The sequence below is a fragment of the Rhizobium sp. CFBP 8762 genome (genome assembly GCF_014841565.1).
GTDB lineage: Bacteria > Pseudomonadota > Alphaproteobacteria > Rhizobiales > Rhizobiaceae > CFBP-8762.
Genome location: NZ_JACYUD010000010.1, coordinates 85,951 through 106,656, shown reverse-complemented (window position 1 = coordinate 106,656; position 20,706 = coordinate 85,951). Strand labels below are relative to the sequence as shown.

The window sequence follows — 20,706 nt, the reverse complement described above, 5'->3', positions numbered from 1 at the left end:
AAATCCTAGTTTTCGGACTCGGTGGCGATCAGCTTCCAGTTCGGGTCACGGGAGCGAATGTCACGGGCAAATGTCCAGAGATCATTGACCTCGGCAACGGCATCCGCATCGCCATCGATCAGTTTTCCATCGCGGTCATAGGTTGCGGAAATCAGCTGGCTGACGAGACGAAGCGTAATGTTGGCTTCCTCATTCTTAACCTCGGCACTGATGAGATCGGCCTTCTCAACCCCCACAAATGTCGATTTCACAGTCTCGCCACGACTTTCCCGTTCGCTGATAGCCGCTTCAAAGCCTTCATACACGTCCCGCGAAAGCAAGCCTTTCAATGTTTTGCGATCCCCATCGGCAAACGCCATGACGATCATCTCATAAGCCATCTTCGCGCCCTTGACGAATTCCTTCGGATCAAACGCAGGATCGGCCTGCGAGATCGACCGCAGCGAATCATTCAGCGGAGTAGCTGGCTTGGCGAAGGCATCGATATTGGCAAAGCGGGTTTCCTGTTCTTCGGCCTCCCCACGGCGCGGAAGCTGGACGACCTTGCCTTTGTCCCCACCATCAGGGGCAGCAGCCTTGTCGCGCGGTGCGTACATGTCCGATGGCGGGCGCTCATTGCCGGTGCGTCGACCAAGCACACTTCGGAGTTGCCAGAAGATGAGCACAGCCGCAACCAGAAAGAACAACGTCACAAAGTCAAAACCGAGAGAACCCATTTAATTCCGTACCACCGTTAAAATCACCCGCAATATCCCCATATAGTCCGCTTAAGTTCATCATTCAAATAGGGATGTGTTAGAGTTCGATTTTGAAACTGAAGGTAACCCCTCTCAACGTGAACGGAGCCCATGCGTCTTTCCCTTGTTCCTGCTTTTTTTCTTCTTCTGCCGTTGGCTGAAATCGCCGGATTTATACTGGTGGGCCAGAAAATCGGTTTGTGGCCAACCCTGCTGTTGATTCTGGCAACGACCGTGCTGGGTGGCGTCCTGTTAAGAGCGCAGGGGTTTTCCATGCTGGCGCGCCTGAACCGGGCGACCACACAAGGACAAGCTCCGGGCGAGGAACTGGTACACGGTGCCATGATCGTTCTTGCCGGTATCCTTCTTCTTCTTCCGGGATTTATCACCGATATCATCGGCATTCTGATGTTTATTCCGGCGGTGCGTGAAAAGCTGTGGCAGATGTTTAAAAGCCGCATCACGGTGGTCAGCGCCAGTCGCTTTGGCGGCGGGTTTCAGACCCGTTCAAAGCCCGGCGCAGGGGGACCCTTCCGCCAGATGGATGCGTCCGTCATCGAACTGGATGAAGATGAATATACGCATACGAAAACCGATGGGCCGGATCAGAACCCCAAGCGCTAAGCCGCGCTGCGGCAGGGTTGTAAGGACTATACCTAGATGTTAGATGACGGAACGTTTTTTCAAGCGCGCTCATATCGCACAGGCCCATATTCCATAGTCAAGGAAGCTCCATGACCGATACCGCATCGACAACCAATGGCACATCTGCTGCCGAAAACCCGACCCTGAACATTCTGGCTCAGTACATCAAGGACCTGTCCTTCGAAAATCCCGGTGCGCCCCGTTCGCTTCAGGCGCGTGAAACAGCACCGGCTATCAACATCAGTGTGAACGTCAACGCCAATCCGTTGTCGGAAACCGAGTTCGATGTGGTTCTATCGCTGAACGCGGAAGCCAAGGATGGCGACAAGGTTCTGTTCAATGTGGAACTGGCTTATGGCGGTGTTTTCCGTGTTGTCGGCTTCCCGCAGGAGCATATGCTGCCGCTGCTCTTTATCGAGTGCCCGCGTCTGCTCTTCCCGTTTGCGCGCCAGATCGTTGCCGATGCAACCCGCAATGGCGGCTTCCCGCCGCTGATGATTGATCCAATTGATTTCGCGCAGATGTTCTCGCAGCGCATGGCTGAAGAAAATCTTCGCGCTCAGGTATCCACCACACCGAACTAAGCTTCGCAGCGAATACCTGGAAAGCCCGGCCCTGTGCCGGGCTTTTTGCGTTCAGGCGGGATCTACGGAGCCAGCCTCATATTTTGCCCATATCGCCTTGCCACCAAGGCTCGACACCATCGCTGCATGGGCTGCCCGCTCTGCTTCACTGATCCGCGCTGCCAGAGGCCGGGGTCTTGCGGCAATAACGATCACTTCGTTTTCAAACGATGTGCCATCGCGCCCACGCGACTCCTCACTGGACAAGCCAAGGGCCGCCTGCCGTCCTCCGATCATCTCGATATAGACTTCAGCCAGAAGTTCGGAGTCGAGAAGCGCGCCATGCTTGGTGCGGTGGGCATTGTCGATGCCGTAGCGACGGCACAGGGCATCCAGAGAATTGGGACCCATGGGATGCTTGCGGCGGGCCATGGACAGGGTATCCAACACCCGGTCCTGCGGCACCGGGGGAATACTCAGCCGCGCAAATTCAGCATTGATGAAGCCCATATCAAAGGTCGCGTTGTGGGCTACCCAACGAGCGCCTTCAAAGAAATCGACCAGTTCACCGACGACATCCGCAAAGGGCGGTTTGTCCTTCAAAAACTCGTCGGTAATACCGTGAATGGCCAGGGCTTCAGGATGCACCTTCTGCTCACCGGGGTTGATATATTTGTGAAAGGTACGCCCGGTCGGAAAATGGTTATCAAGTTCGATACCGCCGATTTCGATAATGCGGTCAACACGGTTATCAAGGCCGGTGGTTTCCGTATCAAAGATGATTTCACGCATTCACTTGGTCTTTCATTGGTTTAAGTCCAGCGAGAATGTTGGCCACCTGGGCACGCGCATTCTCAAACCCCAATCCGGTATCAATGATAAAATCCGCTCGTCTGCGTTTTTCCGCATCCGGCATTTGTCGCTGACGGATCAATTCAAACTTTTCAAGCGTCATGCCGGGCCGGGATAAAACCCTGTCCTTTTGTAGGTCAGGATCGCAGGTCACCACAACTGTTTTGTCAACCCGGCCTTCCCCGCCAGTCTCAAACAGAAGCGGTATATCTAGGAGAACAACGGGTGTGTCCTCCCTCTGGTGGTGTTTGATAAACGCTGCTTCGCGCGCGCGGACCAGTGGATGAACGATAGTTTCCAGCGTTTGAAACAGAGCTGGATTTTTAGAGAGTTGTGCAGACAACAAGGAACGGTCGACACGACCATCTCGAACCGTTCCCGGAAAGGCGGTCTCGATCGGCGCGACCGCTTCCCCTTCGTAGAGAGCATGGACCACGGCATCAGCATCGTTCACGGGTACACCCGCTTGCGCAAACATTGCAGCGGTTGTGGATTTTCCCATGCCGATAGAACCCGTCAGCCCCAGAATGATCATGCTAGTGGTCCATATCCGCGATGACCAATGCTCTCAGGTCTTCGGTGACATCGGGTCTTGTCCCAAACCATGTTTCAAATCCCGGCACCGCCTGATGCAGCAGCATGCCCAAACCATCCACAGTTCGTAACCCCTGACGTTCGGCAGCGGCCAGAAACGGTGTTTTCAAGGGAATATAAACAATATCCGTAACCAAAGCGCCGGGAGACATATGTGTGAAATCCACTTCGGGCACCGTGTCATCGGTCATCCCAAGCGATGTGGTGTTGACGAACAGATGGGCGTCTCGGGTCAGCTCTGACAGCGCGTCGAGCGGATGAGCGACGATGCTATCCCGGCCAAAACGATCTGCCAGTTCCTGTGCCCGTTCCACGGTTCTGTTGAGGATATGGATGGTTTTAAAGCCCCGGTTACGGATCGCCTGAACCACGGCACGGCTGGCACCCCCCGCCCCAAAGACAATTGCTGTCTCACCCTTGTCCCAACCGGGTGCGCGAGCGTCAAGGTTGGCCGCAAAACCATACGCATCCGTATTGGTTGCAAAAATCTGGCCGTCCTGTTTCCACACCGTATTGGCGGCACCCAATTCATGCGCGATCTCGTCCGGCCTGTCCGCCAGTTGATAAGCACTTTCCTTATGCGGGATTGTCACATTGCCACCGATAAATCGGCTTTCGCCTTGTTTCAGCGCTTCCATGAAGGCCGGAAAGTCTGCTGGCGCAATCTCTTGTCTGGTGTAGCTTCCGCGCAACCCCAGAGCGTTGAGCCAATATCCGTGGATCAATGGCGAGCGCGAGTGATGAATTGGGTAGCCAGCAACAAAGGCATGGTTAACAAATGTTTCACGTGAATCACGCATCGATCTGTCCCATCGTGCGAAGCTGTTTCAGCAGAGGGAGCATAGGTAACCCGATAATCGTGAAATAGTCGCCATCGATATGATCAAACAATTGCAGCCCCTCACCTTCCAACTGATACGCTCCCACGCTGGACAGGACGGTATCACCTACACGTTGCAAATGGCGTTCTATGAAGTTTGCGGACAGATCACGCATCGTCAAGCGCGCTGTTGAGATATGATTCCAAAGCACCTTCGCATTCTGTGCAAGAACAACCGCGCTGTTCAATTGATGGGTTTTGCCCGATAGCGCTTTCAGATGCTCTTGCGCTCCTGCGCGATCCACCGGCTTGTGAAAGACGCGGTCCCCCAGCGAAAGCGTTTGATCCGACCCAAGCACCAGAGCATCCGGAAACCGGTTTGAAACCTCCAGCGCTTTCGCTTCCGCCAGGATCAGCGCGACCTGCTCCGGCGTGTGGCAGCCAGCCTCTAAGTTGGATTCAATGGATCGCTCGTCGATAACGGCACTTTGCACGGTGAATGTCAGCCCCGCATTTTCCATCAGGGCTTTTCGAAACGGGCTCGCGGAGCCGAGAATAAGCGGTGCAGGCATTGTCGACGTCCCGATGAAGCTGGGTGATGTGAGCCTGTTACCGCAGCCGTGGGCGCAGCGCAACGATTGCCGCAGCGGTCTCTTCGATAGAGCGCCGCGTCACATCAATAATGGGCCAGTTGTGCCGTGCGCAAAGCGCACGCGCGTATTTGAGTTCCTCGGCTATGGTTGCGCGGTCGGCGTAATCACCACCCTGAAATCCCTGGGTCGATCCCAGCACACGATTTTGCCGCACCTGCGAAATCCGGTCGGCTGTTGCAATCAACCCGACGATCAGAGGCCGGGTTGCTTTGAACAAGCCTTCCGGCAATGCCATGCCGGGAACAAGCGGAATATTGGCGGTCTTGATGCCCCGATTGGCCAAATAGATGCTGGTCGGTGTCTTGGAGGTCCTGCTGATCCCCACCAGAACCACATCGGCCTCATCGAAGTCGTTCGGAAACTGCCCGTCATCATGGTCCATCGTGAAGTTCAAGGCTTCGATGCGGGCAAAATAATCGGCATCCATCACATGCTGCGCACCCACGCGGCGGCGCGATGGTGCCCCGAGGTAGGACTGAAAAATATCTACAACGGGATCGAGCACGGCAACGCACGGAACGTTCATCTCCCTGCAGCGTTTTCCAACCAGTTCAGAAAGCTCGCGATCGACAATTGTATAGAGAACGATCCCGGGCTTTTCATCGATCGCTTCCAGAACCTTGGTTAGCTGTCGTGCATTGCGGATGAGCGGATAGACATGTTCCAGCGCTTGTGCGGATTGAAATTGCGCCGCTGCCGCACGTCCTGCCGCAATCAACGTCTCCCCCGTCGAATCAGAGATCAAATGGAGGTGAAAATAGTTTTTGGTATTCTCCACGTGAATCTTCGCCATCTGTTGATAAGCCGGGACAACTGGGGACAAGATTTAGACCCCCGGTGGTCGGCTGGGATAACCACAAGGTTATTCACAATCGCGTTTTTCGAAAACGCTTTTTTCGGTATCTGTGAATAAGACTCGCAACATGGACATAGTGTCACGCTTATCCACAGTCTGTCCCCAGAATTATAGTCTAGAGCGCAGATATATAAGAATATGGAATCCTTGGATTCTTTTCAGTTTTCCTCGCTTCTTAAAATCGAAATGTGCTGCGCATTCACAGCTATTCGGGTTGGCGCTCATCAGCGGGAAAACCTGTGTAGCAATTTTAATCCTTGATAGTCACAGACTCTAAGAAATAGAAACCTTCTAAATATCCATTTCTTATTTATTGGGAGCCAGCCCATTGGCCACTGAAAACCGCAAAATCCTGCAAGTTCTGGAAGGCAAGACGCTCTCCCCTCCCCCAATCTGGTTGATGCGACAGGCTGGTCGTTATCTGCCGGAATATCGGCAGACGCGTGCCGAAGCGGGAAGTTTTCTCGATCTTTGCTATTCGCCCGATCATGCTGTGGAAGTGACACTTCAGCCCATTCGGCGATATGGCTTTGATGCAGCCATTTTGTTTTCCGATATTCTCGTTATTCCCGATGCGCTGAACCGCAGCGTTCGCTTTGAAGAAGGTCGTGGTCCCCTCATGGAGCCGATCGATGTTGACGGGATCTATGCGCTGAAGGGCGATACGATCGGATCGCACCTGTCGCCGGTGATTGAAACGGTGTCCCGGCTTCGGGTTGCTTTGCCTGCAGAAACGACGTTGCTTGGATTCTGCGGCGCGCCCTGGACGGTTGCTACCTATATGATCGCCGGTCACGGTACGCCAGACCAGGCCCCCGCACGGCTTTTTGCCTATCGCAACCCGGAGGCTTTTGACCATCTTCTGGCGTTTCTGGCTGATGTTTCGGCAGAATATCTGATTGCCCAAATTGATGCGGGCGCCGATGCCGTTCAGATTTTCGACTCTTGGGCCGGTGTGTTGGGTGAAGCCGAATTTGAGCGTTTTGCGGTCAAGCCCGTTCGTCGAATGATTGATGCGGTCCGCTCTCAGCGCCCGTCGGCCAAGATCATAGCATTCGCCAAGGGTGCCGGTATCCTGCTGAAACATTACCGTCAGGCGGTTGATGCCGATGCAATCGGGCTGGACTGGTCAGTTCCGCTGTCATTTGCTCGCGACCTCCAGAAGGACGGTCCGGTGCAAGGAAATCTGGACCCTATGCGCGTCGTTGCCGGAGGACGGGCTCTGGATGACGGCATTGATGCGATCCTTCAGACCTTGGGACAGGGTCCACTGATCTTCAACCTTGGCCATGGAATTACACCGCAGGCCAATCCCGATCATGTGACCGCTTTGGTCAACAGGGTCCGTGGGCACTCGTGATGGCCGAGAAACAAATTGATCCGACAGCGGGCAGACGGGCTGCGAAAAAGGCCGCCGTCGCGCTTGTTGTGTTTGCGGGCATTGCGGCCGCCTTTATTTGGATGCAGCCCGATACCTTCATCGTGTGGGTCAAAGCGTTTCATGTGATCGCGGTCATCTCGTGGATGGCCGGTTTGCTATACCTTCCACGATTGTTTATCTATCACACCGATGCAGAACCGGGCTCGCAACAATCCGAAACCTTCAAGGTGATGGAACGCCGCCTGCTGAAATTGATCATGAACCCGGCCATGATGATCAGCTGGGTTCTGGGGCTCTATCTCGCCTGGGCGCTCTACGAATTTCAGGGCGGCTGGCTTCATGCAAAAATTCTGTGCGTTGTGCTGCTGACTGCAACGCATGTTTTTTTTAGCCGCTCAATTCGAGCTTTTGCTCGGGACGAGAACCGGCGCTCTGCGCGCAGCTGGCGAATGATCAATGAGATTCCGACACTCCTGATGATCCTGATTGTCATTCTGGTAATTGTGAAGCCGTTTTAACGTGTGGCTTATATTTTAGCTTAAATTATAAGGGGGTCTTGCGGTCAGAGTGGGAACTCGCTATTTTAGGTCAATCTCCTCTCCGCGGCCTGTGTAAGTTCGGTGGACTGCTTCTTAATCGCAGCGCACCTTTGATCATCACGCCAATTTCCATTTCGACACTCTAATGTGGTTTTCTTCATGGCTGAAATGAAGCTTCAGGAACTGAAAAACAAAACGCCCACTGACATGCTTGCTTTCGCCGAATCGCTGGAAGTGGAAAATGCCAGTGTGATGCGCAAACAGGAATTGATGTTTGCGATACTAAAAATGCTGGCCAGCCAGGACGTCGAGATCATCGGCGAAGGCGTGGTCGAGGTTCTGCAGGACGGCTTTGGCTTTCTGCGCTCCGCTAATGCAAATTACCTGCCCGGTCCGGACGATATCTATATTTCACCTTCCCAAATCCGTCGGTTTTCGTTGAAAACCGGGGACACGGTTGAGGGTCCAATCCGCGGACCAAAGGAAGGCGAGCGCTACTTCGCACTTCTCAAGGTCAACACGATCAATTTCGAAGACCCGGAAAAAATTCGTCATAAGGTTCACTTCGACAACCTGACACCGCTGTACCCAAACGAGCGCTTCAAGATGGAACTGGATGTTCCAACGTCGAAGGATTTGTCAGCCCGGGTGATCGATCTGGTTGCACCATTGGGCAAGGGACAGCGCGGACTGATCGTGGCTCCGCCGCGCACGGGTAAAACGGTTCTGCTACAAAATATTGCTCACTCCATCACAGCCAATCATCCGGAATGTTATTTAATCGTGCTGCTCATTGATGAGCGACCGGAAGAAGTGACAGACATGCAGCGCTCGGTTAAGGGCGAAGTGGTGTCATCGACCTTCGATGAACCAGCGACACGCCATGTGCAGGTTGCGGAAATGGTTATCGAGAAGGCAAAGCGTCTGGTTGAGCATGGTCGCGATGTGGTCATTCTACTCGACTCCATCACCCGTCTTGGCCGAGCTTACAACACGGTGGTGCCGTCATCGGGTAAGGTCTTGACCGGGGGTGTGGATGCGAATGCGCTGCAACGCCCCAAGCGCTTCTTCGGTGCTGCCCGTAACATTGAAGAGGGCGGGTCTCTGACCATTATTGCCACTGCCTTGATCGATACCGGCAGCCGAATGGACGAAGTGATCTTCGAAGAGTTTAAGGGCACCGGTAACTCGGAAATCGTGCTGGATCGCAAGGTCGCCGACAAGCGCATCTTCCCATCTATGGATATTCTGAAATCCGGTACCCGTAAGGAAGACCTTTTGGTTCCGCGTCAGGATCTTCAAAAGATCTTTGTTCTGAGACGTATTCTGTCCCCTATGGGTACCACAGACGCTATCGAGTTCCTGATCGACAAGTTGAAGCAAACAAAGAACAACGGCGATTTCTTCGATTCAATGAATACCTGATTTTCGTTCAGTTGACGAAAAAGCGCTCAATGGACCATTGAGCGCTTTTTCATTTCCGGTAGTCGACCCCCTATGACGCAAAATGACACCATCTACGCTCTGTCTAGCGGACCCGTTCCAGCCGGTGTGGCCGTTGTACGGGTTAGCGGACCACTATGCGAATTGGTCGTCGAGACGTTGGCAGGATCCGTCCCTCCCCCGCGTAAGGCAGTTCTGCGCTCCCTCCATGACCGCCAGGGCGATTTTATCGATTCAGGCCTGGTAATCTATTTTCCTGCGCCTCATTCGTTTACGGGGGAAAGTTGTGCTGAGTTCCAGGTCCATGGCAGCCGTCCCGTCATCAAAAAAATATTCGCGGAAGTCGCGAAGCTCGACGGGGTGCGTTTTGCCGATGCTGGCGAATTCTCTCTGCGCGCCTTCCATAACGGCAAGATGGACTTGGTCGAGGTTGAGGGCCTGTCCGACCTGATCAGCGCTGAGACGGAAATGCAGCGTCGGCTGGCCGTCGAGCAATCGAAAGACGGCGTGTCACAACTTTATGAGACGTGGCGACGGCGTTTGATCCACGCACGCGCAATGTTGGAAGCCGAGCTGGACTTCGCGGATGAGGATGATATTCCGGGCTCTGTGTCCCAGACCGTGACAGACGATTTGTGTGATCTCTCGCGGGAAATAAACGAGTTTTGTAAAAAAGCCTCGCTCGGGAATATTATTCAAAATGGCTATCAGATTGTGATTGCTGGAGCGCCAAATGCGGGCAAATCCACCCTTCTGAATTATCTCGTTCAGCGTGATGTTGCTATCGTGACTGAAGTTGCGGGGACTACACGTGATATTCTATCAGTTAAAATGGATATTGATGGATTTGCAGTTCATCTATTAGACACTGCAGGACTTCGGGTCTCATCGGACATTGTCGAGCAGGAAGGCATCCGCCGTGCACGACAGGCAATGGAAGACTCAGACTTGATTTTGTACTTGTCGTCGCAGTCTGACACAGACAGAGATTTTGAATCCTTGGATGGTAACGTCGTCGCTGTTGCTTCCCAAACTGATCGTTTCAGCGAAAATCGATTCGGAAACGTTTTCATTTCGGTGGAAGATAAGACTGGCATCGATTCCTTGTTGAACGTAATCAAGGGGAGGTTACCCTCCGTAGACTCGCGAGATGACCTTCTGCTTCCCGGAAAAGAACGTCACCTAAATTTTTTGCAAGCTGCAATTTTCGCTCTTAATAGATCGCTAGAAACCCCGATCATCGAGTTAAAGGCAGAGTATCTGCGAGATGCAAGCAACCAAATTGGTCGTATCACCGGAAAAATTGACGTAGAGGATTTATTGGACGTGATTTTTTCTCAATTTTGTGTTGGTAAATGACCGGACACAACGAAATCAATTGACTTGTTCACGTGAAACGATTCGGGTGCATTCATGAAGTTTGATGTGATCGTTATCGGTGGGGGGCACGCCGGCTGTGAAGCTGCCGCAGTTGCAGCACGTATGGGTGCAAAGACGGCACTCTTCACCCACAAGCAAGCAACTATAGGTACCATGTCGTGCAATCCCGCTATCGGTGGATTGGGCAAAGGGCATCTCGTTCGCGAAATCGATGCATTCGACGGTCTTATGGGTCAAGTTGCTGATAAAGCGGGAATTCAGTTCCGCATGCTGAACCGACGCAAGGGTCCTGCGGTCCGCGGGCCCCGCACACAAGCTGACCGCGAATTATACTTAAATGCGATGCAGATCGAAATCAGCAATCTTTCGAACCTGCTGATTCTCGAGGGGGATGTTGTTGATCTTCATATTGTCAAAGACGTGGTTCGGGGAGTTATTACTGAAGACGGTCATGTTTATGAAAGTGGAGCTGTCGTTCTCACTACCGGCACCTTTTTACGTGGTTTGATCCATATAGGAAACCAAACGACGCCTGCGGGTAGGGTCGGAGAGAAGCCTTCAGTTGGTTTGTCTTCTTCATTGACACGCGCAGGGTTTCGGCTCGGTCGTTTAAAAACTGGTACACCAGCAAGGCTGGGGCGCGAGAGTATCGACTGGAACTCGCTCGAAATGCAGGACGCCGATGCAGAGCCAATTCCGTTTTCGTTCATGACGAGCGAAATCACGACACCGCAAATTCAATGCGGGATTACACGAACGACCTCGGAAACCCATCGCATTATTCAGGATAACATTCATCTTTCCGCAATGTATTCGGGCCAGATCGAAGGCGTAGGCCCGCGTTATTGCCCCTCCATTGAGGATAAAATCGTTCGTTTTGGAGAACGGGATGGTCACCAGATTTTTCTCGAACCTGAGGGACTAAACAGTAACACTGTTTACCCGAACGGAATTTCAACGTCACTTCCATTGGATGTACAGGAGCGTTTTATCCGATCAATCCCCGGTCTGGAGAAAGTTGCCATCGTGCAGCCTGGGTATGCCATCGAATACGACCACGTAGACCCGCGGGAACTGAAACTGACTTTGGAAACAAAACGGCTTCCCGGATTATTCCTTGCTGGTCAAATCAACGGTACGACGGGATATGAAGAAGCTGGTGCTCAAGGCTTGGCAGCGGGCTTGAATGCGGCGCTTCTAGCATCCGGGTCTACGCCGCATGTGTTCAGTCGAACCGACAGCTATATTGGTGTCATGATCGATGATCTAACTTCGCGTGGTGTTACTGAACCCTACCGAATGTTCACATCACGGGCCGAATATCGCCTTCATTTAAGAGCGGATAATGCAGATCTACGTTTAACACCGACTGCGGTACGTCTTGGCTGTGTGTCCCGTGCACGAGCGGAGAAATTCGCCGAATGGACACGGAAGTTAGACGAGCTTCGCTTGTCGTTGAAAGCTTTGACGATCACCCCCACAAAAGGACGCGATTTTGGGTTAAACCTGAATGCCGATGGTAAGGTGCGGTCCGCTTACGAATTGCTGTCCTATCCGGGACAGACTGTTGCGAACTTGTCCAGGGTATGGCCAGCGCTATCGTCAATACCTGCTTGCTTGGCAGAGACGATAGAAATTGAAGCTGGATATGCTGTATACCTGGAGCGTCAATCTGCCGATATCGCTGTGATGAAACGGGAAGAAAATATCCAAATCCCGGAGAATTTCGACTTCGATTCATTGCCGTCACTTTCCAACGAGCTGCGAGTAAAGCTGAAACGACACAAACCGGCCTCCGTCGCCCAAGCATCGCGGATTGAGGGAATGACAGCCGCAGCGACATCGTTGCTTCTCAGTGTGATGCTGAAATCGGACGGATTGAAGAGGCTGCAATCGTGACGAGTCTCGTACTGCGAATGAACGACCTACGTGTTTCACGTGAAACCGCCGAGCGGCTTGAGATCTATGCCCGGCTATTCAATAAGTGGTCCTCATCCATCAATTTAACGTCTTCCTCTACTATTCAGGACTTTTGGGACCGGCACGTAAAGGATAGTCTTCAAATTTATCGCTTGAGAAGCGGTCCAGTTCAATGGGCGGACTTCGGAAGCGGTGCAGGTTTTCCAGGCCTCGTTACTGCGATTTGCCTTACAGAATCGCATGATGGCTGGGTTCACCTCATCGAAAGCAACAACAAAAAAGCAGCATTTCTGCGGACCGTTATTGGAGAAACGGGCGCAAGAGCTCATGTTTCTTCGGAGCGGATAGAGGCGGTAACGTCAAGATTGCTGGGTATTAAGGCGATATCCGCGCGCGCGTTGGCGGATCTAAATCAGCTTCTTGAATACTCTTATCCGTTGATGAGAGATAGAAATGTACGCGCGTATTTCCATAAAGGAAGGGATTATCAAACCGAGATCGATAATGCGCGTATGCGCTGGCAGTTCGATCTGATACAGCATCAGAGTACCGTTGAACGGGATTCGGTGGTGCTGGAAATACACAATCTTGCTTTAAACAGCTAGCGGTGGACTGATGATGGCCTATTTGAAAAATCGAATCATCACAATCGCAAATCAAAAAGGCGGGGTTGGTAAAACAACAACCGCCATCAACCTCGCGACTGCACTTGCGGCTATCGGTGAAAATGTTCTAATCATCGATCTCGATCCCCAAGGTAATGCGAGTACGGGTTTAGGAATCAGTCGTAAAGATCGGAAGCTTTCCTCCTACGACCTGATGGTCGGCACGCATAGCGTCTCCGACGTGACTTTGGAAACCGTCGTGCCGAACCTGTCGATCATTCCGTCGACAATGGACTTGTTAGGCGTTGAAATGGAGATTTCCGGTTCCAACGACCGCGTCTTTCGGCTGAAGTCCGCGTTGTCGCGAGCCGATGCGTTGCGCTATTCGTATATTCTCGTCGATTGCCCTCCGTCGTTTAATTTGTTGACTATGAATGCGATGGCAGCCGCGCATTCCGTTCTAGTGCCACTTCAATGCGAATTTTTTGCGTTGGAAGGTCTTAGCCAGTTGCTGGAAACCGTCGATCAGGTAAAGCGCTCGGTTAATCCAAGCCTTGATATTCAGGGAATCGTGCTGACAATGTTCGACTCCCGCAATAATCTCGCGCAACAGGTCGTGTCAGACGTCCGCACGCATTTGGGGGAAAAAGTATATCATACACTTATACCGAGAAATGTTCGTGTATCAGAAGCACCTTCATACGGCAAACCAGCGATACTCTACGATCTAAAGTGTGCTGGAAGTCAGGCTTACCTGCAATTGGCTTCCGAGGTTATTCAGAGGGAACGTCAGCGTAAAGCTGCAGCCTAAGACAGGAATGACGATGAACGATGATCTTTCAAAACGCCGGTTGGGTCGGGGTTTGGCTGCCTTGATCGGGGAGATGGATCAGCCATTGCCCGATACCACGAAAGCGGCCGTCGTTAATCCGGATCGACAGGTCCCAATTGAATTTGTATCACGGAATCCTCGTAATCCACGCAAAACGTTCGACGATGGGGAACTGCAGGACCTTGCAAGTTCTGTCCGTCAGCACGGGATTGTGCAGCCTGTCGTTGTTCGTACTTTGGCAGCAGATCGATACGAGATTATCGCGGGTGAACGCCGCTGGCGCGCAGCGCAACTCGCGGGATTTGTGGACATACCGGTTATTGTACGGGATGTGGACGACCGTACCGCACTTGAGATTGCAATCGTTGAAAACGTACAGCGCTCAGACCTCAACCCTCTCGAGGAAGCGCTTGGCTACGATCAGCTCATTGCCGATCATGGCTATACACAAAATGATCTTGGGGAGATCATTGGGAAAAGTCGCAGTCATGTGGCCAACAGTTTACGTCTGCTGAAACTTCCAGAGCCTGTACGGGATATGTTGTCGAGCGGTGAACTCTCGGCAGGTCATGCGCGCTCTCTGATACCCACATCCGATCCTGTTGGACTCGCGCGCAACATCGTGTCCAAAGGTTTGTCCGTTCGCGATGCGGAGAGATTGGCACAAAACGACATCAAACAACAATCCAACCCGCAAGGTGCGCCAACACCGCGTCAGCAAAAAGATGCGGATACTCTGGCGTTGGAGCGAACCCTCTCTGATAGTCTGGGGTTGGATGTCACCGTTCTGCACAAGGCAGGCGGGGGGCAAATCCGTATTGCCTATAAGACACTCGAGCAGCTCGAAGAAATCTGCCGCTTATTGGAACGCAGCTAGCTTGATATTGGCCGTAGACGATATTCTCATCTCCGGCGCCACGATCACCGCCTCGCGGACTGTAGGGTTATCGCGAGAAGGGTCTGGGTCGCAATCGTATCTTCAAGTGTCTGTCGCGATCTGCTCTGCAAAATGGCGCTTTGCAGCCTGCTGAGTTCCCGCGCAATTGCAGGCCCGGTCCATTGCTTGAGCGCTGCCTCTACCAGGGGTTTGCGCCGGAAATGAAGTCCGCGTCCGAGCGCTGCCACGACATGAGCGACCGACTGGCGGCTCTCATCCATTTCCGCTCGCATCACATCCAGCATCTGGAACTGTTTGAGACACCCTTGTAAAACCAGAAAAATGGGTGTCTTCGACGTGGTAATTTTTCCGAGCGCTTGAATTAACCCGTCCGTATCGCCTTTCAGCACCGCGTCTATGGCGTCATCGGTTGAGATCGCGCTGGCGTCGCCGATGATGTCGAGGACATGCTGGAGCTCGACCGTGCGCTGCCCACGACAGTAAAGTGCCAGCTTCTGGATCTCGTTTCGGGAGGCCATGCGATCTCCGCCGAGCGCTTCACGAAGCTGCTGACGGGCCTCCGGTGTGATAGTGAGGTCTGCGTTGCCCAGTTCCTGATCGATCAGTGCGTTGATCGTCCGGCTGTCGTCGGCATAGCAGGGGATCGCAACTGCTGACCTGGAACCTTCCGCGGCCTTGCGAAGGGCAGAGCCTTTTTTCAGATCGCCTGCTTCGATGATGACGACACAGTTCTGTGGCGGTTGTTCTGTGAGATATTTGAAGCCGTCCGTTACCGATCGCTCGGTTCCCGATGCTTTCAACCATACCAACTTATCGCCGCCAAACAGCCCGATAGCGCCGGTCTCATCCAGCAAACGGCCAGCGTCATTTTGCAGATCTGTAGAATCCATACGCGTTATGGAAAACGGATCGTCGAGTTTGACGCCAGTCTTTGCGGCCAAAGCCGACGCTCGCTCCGATACAAGTCCACGATCAGGGCCGTAGACAAGAAACAGTGGGACCGACTTCGGGAAGCGTTGTAGAAACCCGTCAAACTCGTGAGATTTTATCTCTGACATAATACTCTGAACCGACCGGTTTCCGACTTGAACTGAATTCCTATCGGCTGACAACGAGTGCCAGTTCACCCCTGATCATTTCCGCCAGCTCCCGCGCTGCACGGTTCTCGCCATCACGAATAGCTCTGACTTTTGCAAATTCCTGTGTCGGGAAATCAACCAGCGCCACGCTCGACCGGCGTCCTGATTTGAGGGTCTTTCCCGTTGACGCTTCCGTCAAGTTGAAATCGGCGTAGACAACAATTCGACCAGCTTGAGGCGTATCGCCGGCTTGGTCGTACAGCGCGCCGATGACCGTAGAGCTGACCTGTAAAGCCAGATTATACCGTGGTGACGATGGCTCCCCTGCCCCGCCAGAAGTCAAAAATATCAACTGGTTGCGAACTTCCTGACCGACGCGGGTGTTGGCTTCTGAAATTCCAATCGAGCCAAGGTTCTGGCTAACAGGCGAGCTTTCGGAATAGAGTGGCTTGACCTGGCACGCGGACAGCGTGCCAAGAACGATCAGCGAGGCCAAACCACAACGCAGACCGCGAAGGGTCGATGACAGGTTAAACAACGACATTTACGATCCTCTGCGGTACCACAATGATCTTTCGCGGCGTTTTGCCATTGAGCGCGGCTTTAACAACGTCCATTGCCAGAACGGCCTGCTCGATCCTATTTTGATCGGCATCCCGTGCGATTGTCAAATCTGCCCGTTTCTTTCCGTTGATTTGAACCGGCAGCGTGATGTCGTTTTCAACGGTCAGTTCTGGTAGATAGGTTGGCCAAGCGGTCTGCGCGACCAGACCAGTATTGCCGATCTCCTGCCAGCACTCTTCGGCCAGATGCGGCATCATCGGAGCGATCAAAGCAATCAGGATATCCACAGCGTTGCGGACCGCAGCGCAGTAGGATTCGTCCTGCGTGCCCGTGGAAACCTTTGTTAAAGGCGATGCAAGCGTGTTGACGAGCTCATAGATACGCGCCACGGCCTTGTTGAAGGCGAGCTTGTCATAATCGACTTCAACGGCCTTCAGTGTTCTGTGTGCCGCCTGAGACACAGACAAGGCTTCTCCGGATGTGGCAGGCGCACTGGCGACGGTTTTGAGGTGAGGGGCAGCTTCGGCAATCAAGCGCCAGGCGCGTTGCACAAAACGATGGGAGCCTTCTACACCCGCTTCTGACCATATAACGTCACGATCCGGCGGGGAGTCTGACAGCATGAAGAACCGTGCCGTATCGGCTCCGTAGGACGCAATGATATCATCCGGATCAACAACGTTCTTTTTGGATTTCGACATCTTTTCGATTGAGCCAATCGTGAGGGTCTCACCAGTGGCCGAATGAACGGCCCGGCGTCCACCGGCATCATCCACGATCCGAATATCGACGGGAGCGATCCACTCACGTGATGCGCCTTCGCCCCGCGCATAGGTTTCATGCACCACCATGCCCTGCGTGAACAGGCCCTTGAAGGGCTCACTAACATCGACGTGGCCCGTGGCGCGCATAGCGCGCGTAAAGAACCGCGAATAAAGCAGATGCAGGATCGCGTGCTCGATACCGCCGATATACTGGTCGACCGGCAGCCAGCTATTGGCGATGTCCGGGTTTGTGGGCAGGTCTTCCCACGGCGCTGTAAAGCGGGTGAAGTACCATGAGGAATCCACAAATGTGTCCATGGTATCCGTTTCCCGGCGTGCATCCGCTCCGCAGTGCGGGCAGGATACGTGCCGCCATGTCGGATGGCGGTCAAGCGGGTTCCCCGGCTGGTCGAACGTTACATCATCTGGGAGTTGCACGGGCAGATCGGCTTTTGGCACAGGCACCACACCGCACGCTTCGCAGTGGATCACCGGAATAGGGCAACCCCAGTAGCGCTGACGCGAAATCCCCCAATCACGCAGGCGGAAATTGACCTTGCGTTCGGCCTGCGGTGTGCCGAACAAGTCCTGTTCGCGGAGCTTCGTGGCAATTTGTTCAAAGGCCTCGTCGGTCGTCAAACCATCGAGAAAACGCGAATTGATCATCACACCGTCGCCGACATAGGCTTCGGTTCCCACCTTAAACGAGGCCGCATCGCCGCCCGCTGGCATGACCACGGGAACGACAGGCAGATCATACTTGCGTGCAAAGTCCAGATCGCGCTGGTCACCCGAAGGGCAGCCAAAAATTGCACCGGTTCCGTAGTCCATCAGCACAAAGTTTGCCACGTAAACCGGCAGCGTCCAGCTGTCATCCAAAGGATGCCTGACGCGAATACCAGTATCGATGCCCCGCTTTTCAGCCGTTTCCAGCGCTGCCAGCGATGTGCCGGCCCGACGGCATTCCTCACAAAACTCTTCGATGGCGGGGTTCATCGTGGCCGCCTGACGCGCCAGCGGATGGTCCGCCGCGATGGCCAGGAAGGATGCGCCAAACAACGTATCCGGGCGTGTGGTATAGACAGCGACGTCACGCTCTGCTGTCTCCACGGTACCGGGCACGATCTCCCAGCGCACAGTCAGGCCTTCCGAGCGTCCGATCCAGTTCTTCTGCATCAGCCGCACTTTTTCAGGCCACTGGTCCAGCGTATCGAGTGAATCAAGCAGGTCCTGGCTGAAATCAGTAATGCGGAAGAACCACTGCGTCAGTTCACGCTGCTCAACCAGCGCGCCGGAGCGCCAGCCGCGCCCGTCAATAACCTGCTCATTGGCCAGAACCGTATGATCGACCGGGTCCCAGTTGACCTTCGATTGCTTGCGGTAGACCAACCCTTTTTCCAGAAAATCCAGAAACAGATACTGCTGACGCTGATAATATTCGACATCGCAGGTTGCAAATTCACGCGACCAATCGAGTGACAGCCCCATGGACTTCAACTGCGCCCGCATGGTGTCGATGTTCTGGTACGTCCATGCTTTTGGATGGACCTTGTTCTGCATGGCGGCGTTTTCGGCCGGCATGCCGAACGCGTCCCAGCCCATAGGATGCAGAACATTGTAGCCGCGTGCGCGCTTGAAGCGGGCGACGACATCGCCCATAGCATAGTTGCGCACGTGACCCATGTGAATGCGTCCGGATGGATACGGAAACATTTCAAGCACATAGTACTTTTCACGCGCATCATCATTGCTGGTGAGAAAAACCTGTTCAGCGTTCCATTTTTCCTGCCAGCGTGGCTCAGCTTCTCGCGGATTATAACGTTCTATGGCCATGGGTCATTCATTCCGACATTACTTGACGATTCGGGCTGACCTTCACCATGAAACCAGCGTAGGGTCAAGTTTCGCAGATGTTTTGGACCGAGTTTCGGCAGAGACAATGCTTGGCAAACCGCAATATATTCACTAGTTCGGTTTGCTTCACGAAAGGGAATACATCATGGATCTGCCTGAACGCCTGAACGACATTCGCGACCGTATCACACATGCGGAAAAAGAGGCAGGACGCGAGGATGGTTCGGTAACTTTGGTGGCTGTGTCAAAGACATTTGGCGCCGACGTCGCCGGGCAGGCAATCGATGCGGGACAGCGTGTTTTTGGTGAAAACCGGGTTCAGGAAGCACAGGGCAAATGGCCCGCGCTGAAACAGGCTTTTCCGGATCTGGAACTTCATCTCATCGGGCCGCTGCAATCCAACAAGGCTGCGGACGCGGTTGCGCTCTTTGATGTTGTGGAAACGATCGATCGTGAAAAGATTGCACGCGCCATCGCGGCCGAGATCACGCAGCAGAACCGTCCGGTGCGTGTGTATGTGCAGGTCAATACCGGATTGGAACCGCAGAAAGCGGGAATAGCCCCGGATGATACGGTTGCGTTTGTTGCTTTATGCCGGGATGAGCTGGGACTGACTGTCGAGGGGTTGATGTGCATTCCCCCGGCAGATGAAAACCCCGGTCCGCATTTCGCGCTGCTGCGCAAGCTGGCGGCAGAAAGCGGTGTTGAGAAGCTGTCCATGGGTATGTCCGGCGATTTTGAAACCGCCATTCCGTTCGGTGCTACCAGTGTCCGTGTCGGCTCTGCCATTTTTGGGCAACGATAACGCAAGTACTAAAAACCCCGCTTTCGCGGGGTTTTTAGTACTTTAGTAAGCGTCGTCTTCGTCATCCGGCTGGCTGGATTTCAGCGATTTCAGCTTTGCAAAGACGGCATCGGCGTCGATTTCCTTTTCCTCTTCGCGCTCATGGCCGTAATCGAGCTTCTCCGTTTCCTGCGCGGAAGCCAGCGTTGCGCCGAGTTCGGCAGTCGTCGGCAGCGGACGGTTTTTCGAAGCGCGTTCAACCTCAAGGTCCAGATCGATCTGGGTGCACAGACCCAATGTGACCGGGTCCATCGGTGTCAGGTTGGCAGAGTTCCAGTGGCTGCGGTCGCGAATTTGCTCAATCGTTGACTTGGTGGTGCCAACAAGACGCGAAATTTGCGCATCCTTTAGTTCGGGATGGTTGCGAACAATCCACAAAATAGCGTTCGGGCGGTCCTGACGGCGCGAAACCGGTGTGTAACGCGGGCCTTTGCGCTTGGATTCCGGGACACGCACCTTCGGATCGGACAGCTTCAACTTGTGGTCCGGGTTTTTCTCGGCGCGTTCGATTTCATCGCGCGAAAGCTGACCGGTGGAAATGGGATCGAGGCCCTTGATGCCCTGCGACGATTCACCATCGGCAATCGCTTTGACTTCCAGCGGGTGAAGCTTGCAAAACTGGGCAATCTGGTCGAACGACAGTGCAGTGTTGTCAACAAGCCATACGGCCGTTGCTTTGGGCATGAGCAATTGTTGAGCCATGGATACAGTCCTTCTGTCCGTCCGCGCCGGTGTCGCGGTCGTGGATTTTAGCCACCAATTTCCGGGAAATTATCGTGTCTATAGCGCCACTCCTGCGCAATTGCAATTCTTGAATGCAGCATTTGCATTGCTCGCCATTGCTCCCGAAAGCAGAAATGCTATCAATTGGCGGAGAGGACAT

Annotated in this window: 21 protein-coding genes; 11 read left to right on the top strand and 10 right to left on the bottom strand. The window is 53.6% G+C overall.

What is annotated here, in order from left to right:
- Window positions 1–5: 5 nt before the first annotated feature.
- Entirely contained in the window at window positions 6–716 is a 711-nt protein-coding gene (locus IFT84_RS19825; protein WP_192122349.1) for a Tim44/TimA family putative adaptor protein, read from the bottom strand.
- A gap of 132 nt (window positions 717–848) precedes the next feature.
- Between IFT84_RS19825 and IFT84_RS19820 the strand changes: the two genes are divergently transcribed.
- Window positions 849–1,361, top strand: coding sequence for an FxsA family protein (locus tag IFT84_RS19820; RefSeq protein WP_192122348.1), 513 nt, complete (start codon window positions 849–851; stop codon window positions 1,359–1,361).
- 110 nt (window positions 1,362–1,471) lie between these two features.
- Window positions 1,472–1,966, top strand: a complete 495-nt coding sequence (secB, locus tag IFT84_RS19815) for a protein-export chaperone SecB (protein WP_192122347.1) — start codon at window positions 1,472–1,474, stop codon at window positions 1,964–1,966.
- Window positions 1,967–2,017: 51 nt separating this feature from the next.
- Here secB and dnaQ read toward each other — a convergent pair whose 3' ends face one another.
- The 5 genes from dnaQ to IFT84_RS19790 are packed head-to-tail and all read right to left on the bottom strand — an operon-like array spanning window position 2,018 to window position 5,642.
- Window positions 2,018–2,737 (bottom strand): DNA polymerase III subunit epsilon, encoded by a 720-nt coding sequence (gene dnaQ / locus IFT84_RS19810; RefSeq protein ID WP_192122346.1) that lies wholly within the window; start codon window positions 2,735–2,737, stop codon window positions 2,018–2,020.
- Window positions 2,730–3,332: a dephospho-CoA kinase gene (coaE, locus tag IFT84_RS19805; RefSeq protein ID WP_192122345.1), complete on the bottom strand. Its 603-nt coding sequence runs from the start codon at window positions 3,330–3,332 to the stop codon at window positions 2,730–2,732. The genes dnaQ and coaE overlap by 8 nt, the downstream gene beginning before the upstream one ends.
- A gap of 1 nt (window position 3,333) precedes the next feature.
- Window positions 3,334–4,191, bottom strand: a complete 858-nt coding sequence (locus tag IFT84_RS19800; protein ID WP_192122344.1) for a shikimate dehydrogenase — start codon at window positions 4,189–4,191, stop codon at window positions 3,334–3,336.
- Window positions 4,184–4,783, bottom strand: coding sequence for a Maf-like protein (locus tag IFT84_RS19795; RefSeq protein ID WP_192122343.1), 600 nt, complete (start codon window positions 4,781–4,783; stop codon window positions 4,184–4,186). The genes IFT84_RS19800 and IFT84_RS19795 overlap by 8 nt, the downstream gene beginning before the upstream one ends.
- Before the next feature lie 37 nt (window positions 4,784–4,820).
- On the bottom strand, window positions 4,821–5,642 hold the full coding sequence (locus IFT84_RS19790) for a pyruvate, phosphate dikinase/phosphoenolpyruvate synthase regulator (RefSeq protein WP_192122407.1): 822 nt from the start codon (window positions 5,640–5,642) through the stop codon (window positions 4,821–4,823).
- A 406-nt stretch (window positions 5,643–6,048) separates the two neighbouring features.
- Between IFT84_RS19790 and hemE the strand changes: the two genes are divergently transcribed.
- The 8 genes from hemE (at window position 6,049) to IFT84_RS19750 (ending at window position 14,697) form a co-directional block, all read left to right on the top strand.
- Complete coding sequence (gene hemE / locus IFT84_RS19785; protein ID WP_192122342.1) at window positions 6,049–7,080, top strand: uroporphyrinogen decarboxylase; 1,032 nt, start codon at window positions 6,049–6,051, stop codon at window positions 7,078–7,080.
- Window positions 7,077–7,619, top strand: coding sequence for a protoporphyrinogen oxidase HemJ (gene hemJ / locus IFT84_RS19780; protein ID WP_192122341.1), 543 nt, complete (start codon window positions 7,077–7,079; stop codon window positions 7,617–7,619). Before hemE ends, hemJ begins: the two co-directional genes overlap by 4 nt.
- Window positions 7,620–7,799: 180 nt before the next feature.
- Entirely contained in the window at window positions 7,800–9,065 is a 1,266-nt protein-coding gene (gene rho / locus IFT84_RS19775; RefSeq protein ID WP_192122340.1) for a transcription termination factor Rho, read from the top strand.
- Window positions 9,066–9,137: 72 nt separating this feature from the next.
- On the top strand, window positions 9,138–10,442 hold the full coding sequence (gene mnmE / locus IFT84_RS19770; protein ID WP_192122339.1) for a tRNA uridine-5-carboxymethylaminomethyl(34) synthesis GTPase MnmE: 1,305 nt from the start codon (window positions 9,138–9,140) through the stop codon (window positions 10,440–10,442).
- 54 nt (window positions 10,443–10,496) lie between these two features.
- Entirely contained in the window at window positions 10,497–12,362 is a 1,866-nt protein-coding gene (mnmG, locus tag IFT84_RS19765; RefSeq protein ID WP_192122338.1) for a tRNA uridine-5-carboxymethylaminomethyl(34) synthesis enzyme MnmG, read from the top strand.
- A gap of 11 nt (window positions 12,363–12,373) precedes the next feature.
- Window positions 12,374–12,988, top strand: a complete 615-nt coding sequence (gene rsmG / locus IFT84_RS19760; RefSeq protein WP_192122406.1) for a 16S rRNA (guanine(527)-N(7))-methyltransferase RsmG — start codon at window positions 12,374–12,376, stop codon at window positions 12,986–12,988.
- Window positions 12,989–13,001: 13 nt separating this feature from the next.
- Window positions 13,002–13,799, top strand: coding sequence for a ParA family protein (locus IFT84_RS19755; RefSeq protein ID WP_192122405.1), 798 nt, complete (start codon window positions 13,002–13,004; stop codon window positions 13,797–13,799).
- 13 nt (window positions 13,800–13,812) lie between these two features.
- Window positions 13,813–14,697 carry a ParB/RepB/Spo0J family partition protein gene (locus IFT84_RS19750; RefSeq protein WP_192122337.1) on the top strand — a complete coding sequence of 295 codons (885 nt, stop codon included), beginning with the start codon at window positions 13,813–13,815 and terminating at the stop codon, window positions 14,695–14,697.
- A gap of 44 nt (window positions 14,698–14,741) precedes the next feature.
- On the opposite strand, the gene holA is transcribed toward IFT84_RS19750, so the two are convergent.
- Genes holA through leuS form a run of 3 tightly spaced genes read right to left on the bottom strand, consistent with a single transcriptional unit; the run spans window position 14,742 to window position 18,958 of the window.
- Window positions 14,742–15,776 carry a DNA polymerase III subunit delta gene (holA, locus tag IFT84_RS19745; RefSeq protein ID WP_192122336.1) on the bottom strand — a complete coding sequence of 345 codons (1,035 nt, stop codon included), beginning with the start codon at window positions 15,774–15,776 and terminating at the stop codon, window positions 14,742–14,744.
- Window positions 15,777–15,816: 40 nt separating this feature from the next.
- Complete coding sequence (locus IFT84_RS19740) at window positions 15,817–16,341, bottom strand: hypothetical protein (RefSeq protein ID WP_192122335.1); 525 nt, start codon at window positions 16,339–16,341, stop codon at window positions 15,817–15,819.
- The gene (gene leuS, locus IFT84_RS19735) at window positions 16,328–18,958 is read right to left on the bottom strand and encodes a leucine--tRNA ligase (protein ID WP_192122334.1); all 2,631 of its coding nucleotides are present in this window, start codon (window positions 18,956–18,958) and stop codon (window positions 16,328–16,330) included. Before leuS ends, IFT84_RS19740 begins: the two co-directional genes overlap by 14 nt.
- A 166-nt stretch (window positions 18,959–19,124) precedes the next feature.
- Between leuS and IFT84_RS19730 the strand changes: the two genes are divergently transcribed.
- Window positions 19,125–19,784 carry a YggS family pyridoxal phosphate-dependent enzyme gene (locus IFT84_RS19730; protein ID WP_192122333.1) on the top strand — a complete coding sequence of 220 codons (660 nt, stop codon included), beginning with the start codon at window positions 19,125–19,127 and terminating at the stop codon, window positions 19,782–19,784.
- Window positions 19,785–19,826: 42 nt separating this feature from the next.
- Here IFT84_RS19730 and IFT84_RS19725 read toward each other — a convergent pair whose 3' ends face one another.
- Window positions 19,827–20,525 (bottom strand): DUF1013 domain-containing protein, encoded by a 699-nt coding sequence (locus tag IFT84_RS19725; protein WP_192122332.1) that lies wholly within the window; start codon window positions 20,523–20,525, stop codon window positions 19,827–19,829.
- Between the last annotated feature and the right edge of the window lie 181 nt (window positions 20,526–20,706).

Excerpts from the sequence above, each read along its gene's own strand:
- IFT84_RS19825 (WP_192122349.1), bottom strand. The coding sequence starts at position 716 with ATGGGTTCTCTCGGTTTTGACTTTGTGACGTTGTTCTTTCTGGTTGCG.
- IFT84_RS19820 (WP_192122348.1), top strand. The coding sequence starts at position 849 with ATGCGTCTTTCCCTTGTTCCTGCTTTTTTTCTTCTTCTGCCGTTGGCT.
- secB (WP_192122347.1), top strand. The coding sequence starts at position 1,472 with ATGACCGATACCGCATCGACAACCAATGGCACATCTGCTGCCGAAAAC.
- dnaQ (WP_192122346.1), bottom strand. The coding sequence starts at position 2,737 with ATGCGTGAAATCATCTTTGATACGGAAACCACCGGCCTTGATAACCGT.
- coaE (WP_192122345.1), bottom strand. The coding sequence starts at position 3,332 with ATGATCATTCTGGGGCTGACGGGTTCTATCGGCATGGGAAAATCCACA.
- IFT84_RS19800 (WP_192122344.1), bottom strand. The coding sequence starts at position 4,191 with ATGCGTGATTCACGTGAAACATTTGTTAACCATGCCTTTGTTGCTGGC.
- IFT84_RS19795 (WP_192122343.1), bottom strand. The coding sequence starts at position 4,783 with ATGCCTGCACCGCTTATTCTCGGCTCCGCGAGCCCGTTTCGAAAAGCC.
- rho (WP_192122340.1), top strand. The coding sequence starts at position 7,800 with ATGGCTGAAATGAAGCTTCAGGAACTGAAAAACAAAACGCCCACTGAC.
- mnmE (WP_192122339.1), top strand. The coding sequence starts at position 9,138 with ATGACGCAAAATGACACCATCTACGCTCTGTCTAGCGGACCCGTTCCA.
- mnmG (WP_192122338.1), top strand. The coding sequence starts at position 10,497 with ATGAAGTTTGATGTGATCGTTATCGGTGGGGGGCACGCCGGCTGTGAA.
- IFT84_RS19755 (WP_192122405.1), top strand. The coding sequence starts at position 13,002 with ATGGCCTATTTGAAAAATCGAATCATCACAATCGCAAATCAAAAAGGC.
- IFT84_RS19750 (WP_192122337.1), top strand. The coding sequence starts at position 13,813 with ATGAACGATGATCTTTCAAAACGCCGGTTGGGTCGGGGTTTGGCTGCC.
- holA (WP_192122336.1), bottom strand. The coding sequence starts at position 15,776 with ATGTCAGAGATAAAATCTCACGAGTTTGACGGGTTTCTACAACGCTTC.
- IFT84_RS19740 (WP_192122335.1), bottom strand. The coding sequence starts at position 16,341 with ATGTCGTTGTTTAACCTGTCATCGACCCTTCGCGGTCTGCGTTGTGGT.
- leuS (WP_192122334.1), bottom strand. The coding sequence starts at position 18,958 with ATGGCCATAGAACGTTATAATCCGCGAGAAGCTGAGCCACGCTGGCAG.
- IFT84_RS19730 (WP_192122333.1), top strand. The coding sequence starts at position 19,125 with ATGGATCTGCCTGAACGCCTGAACGACATTCGCGACCGTATCACACAT.
- IFT84_RS19725 (WP_192122332.1), bottom strand. The coding sequence starts at position 20,525 with ATGGCTCAACAATTGCTCATGCCCAAAGCAACGGCCGTATGGCTTGTT.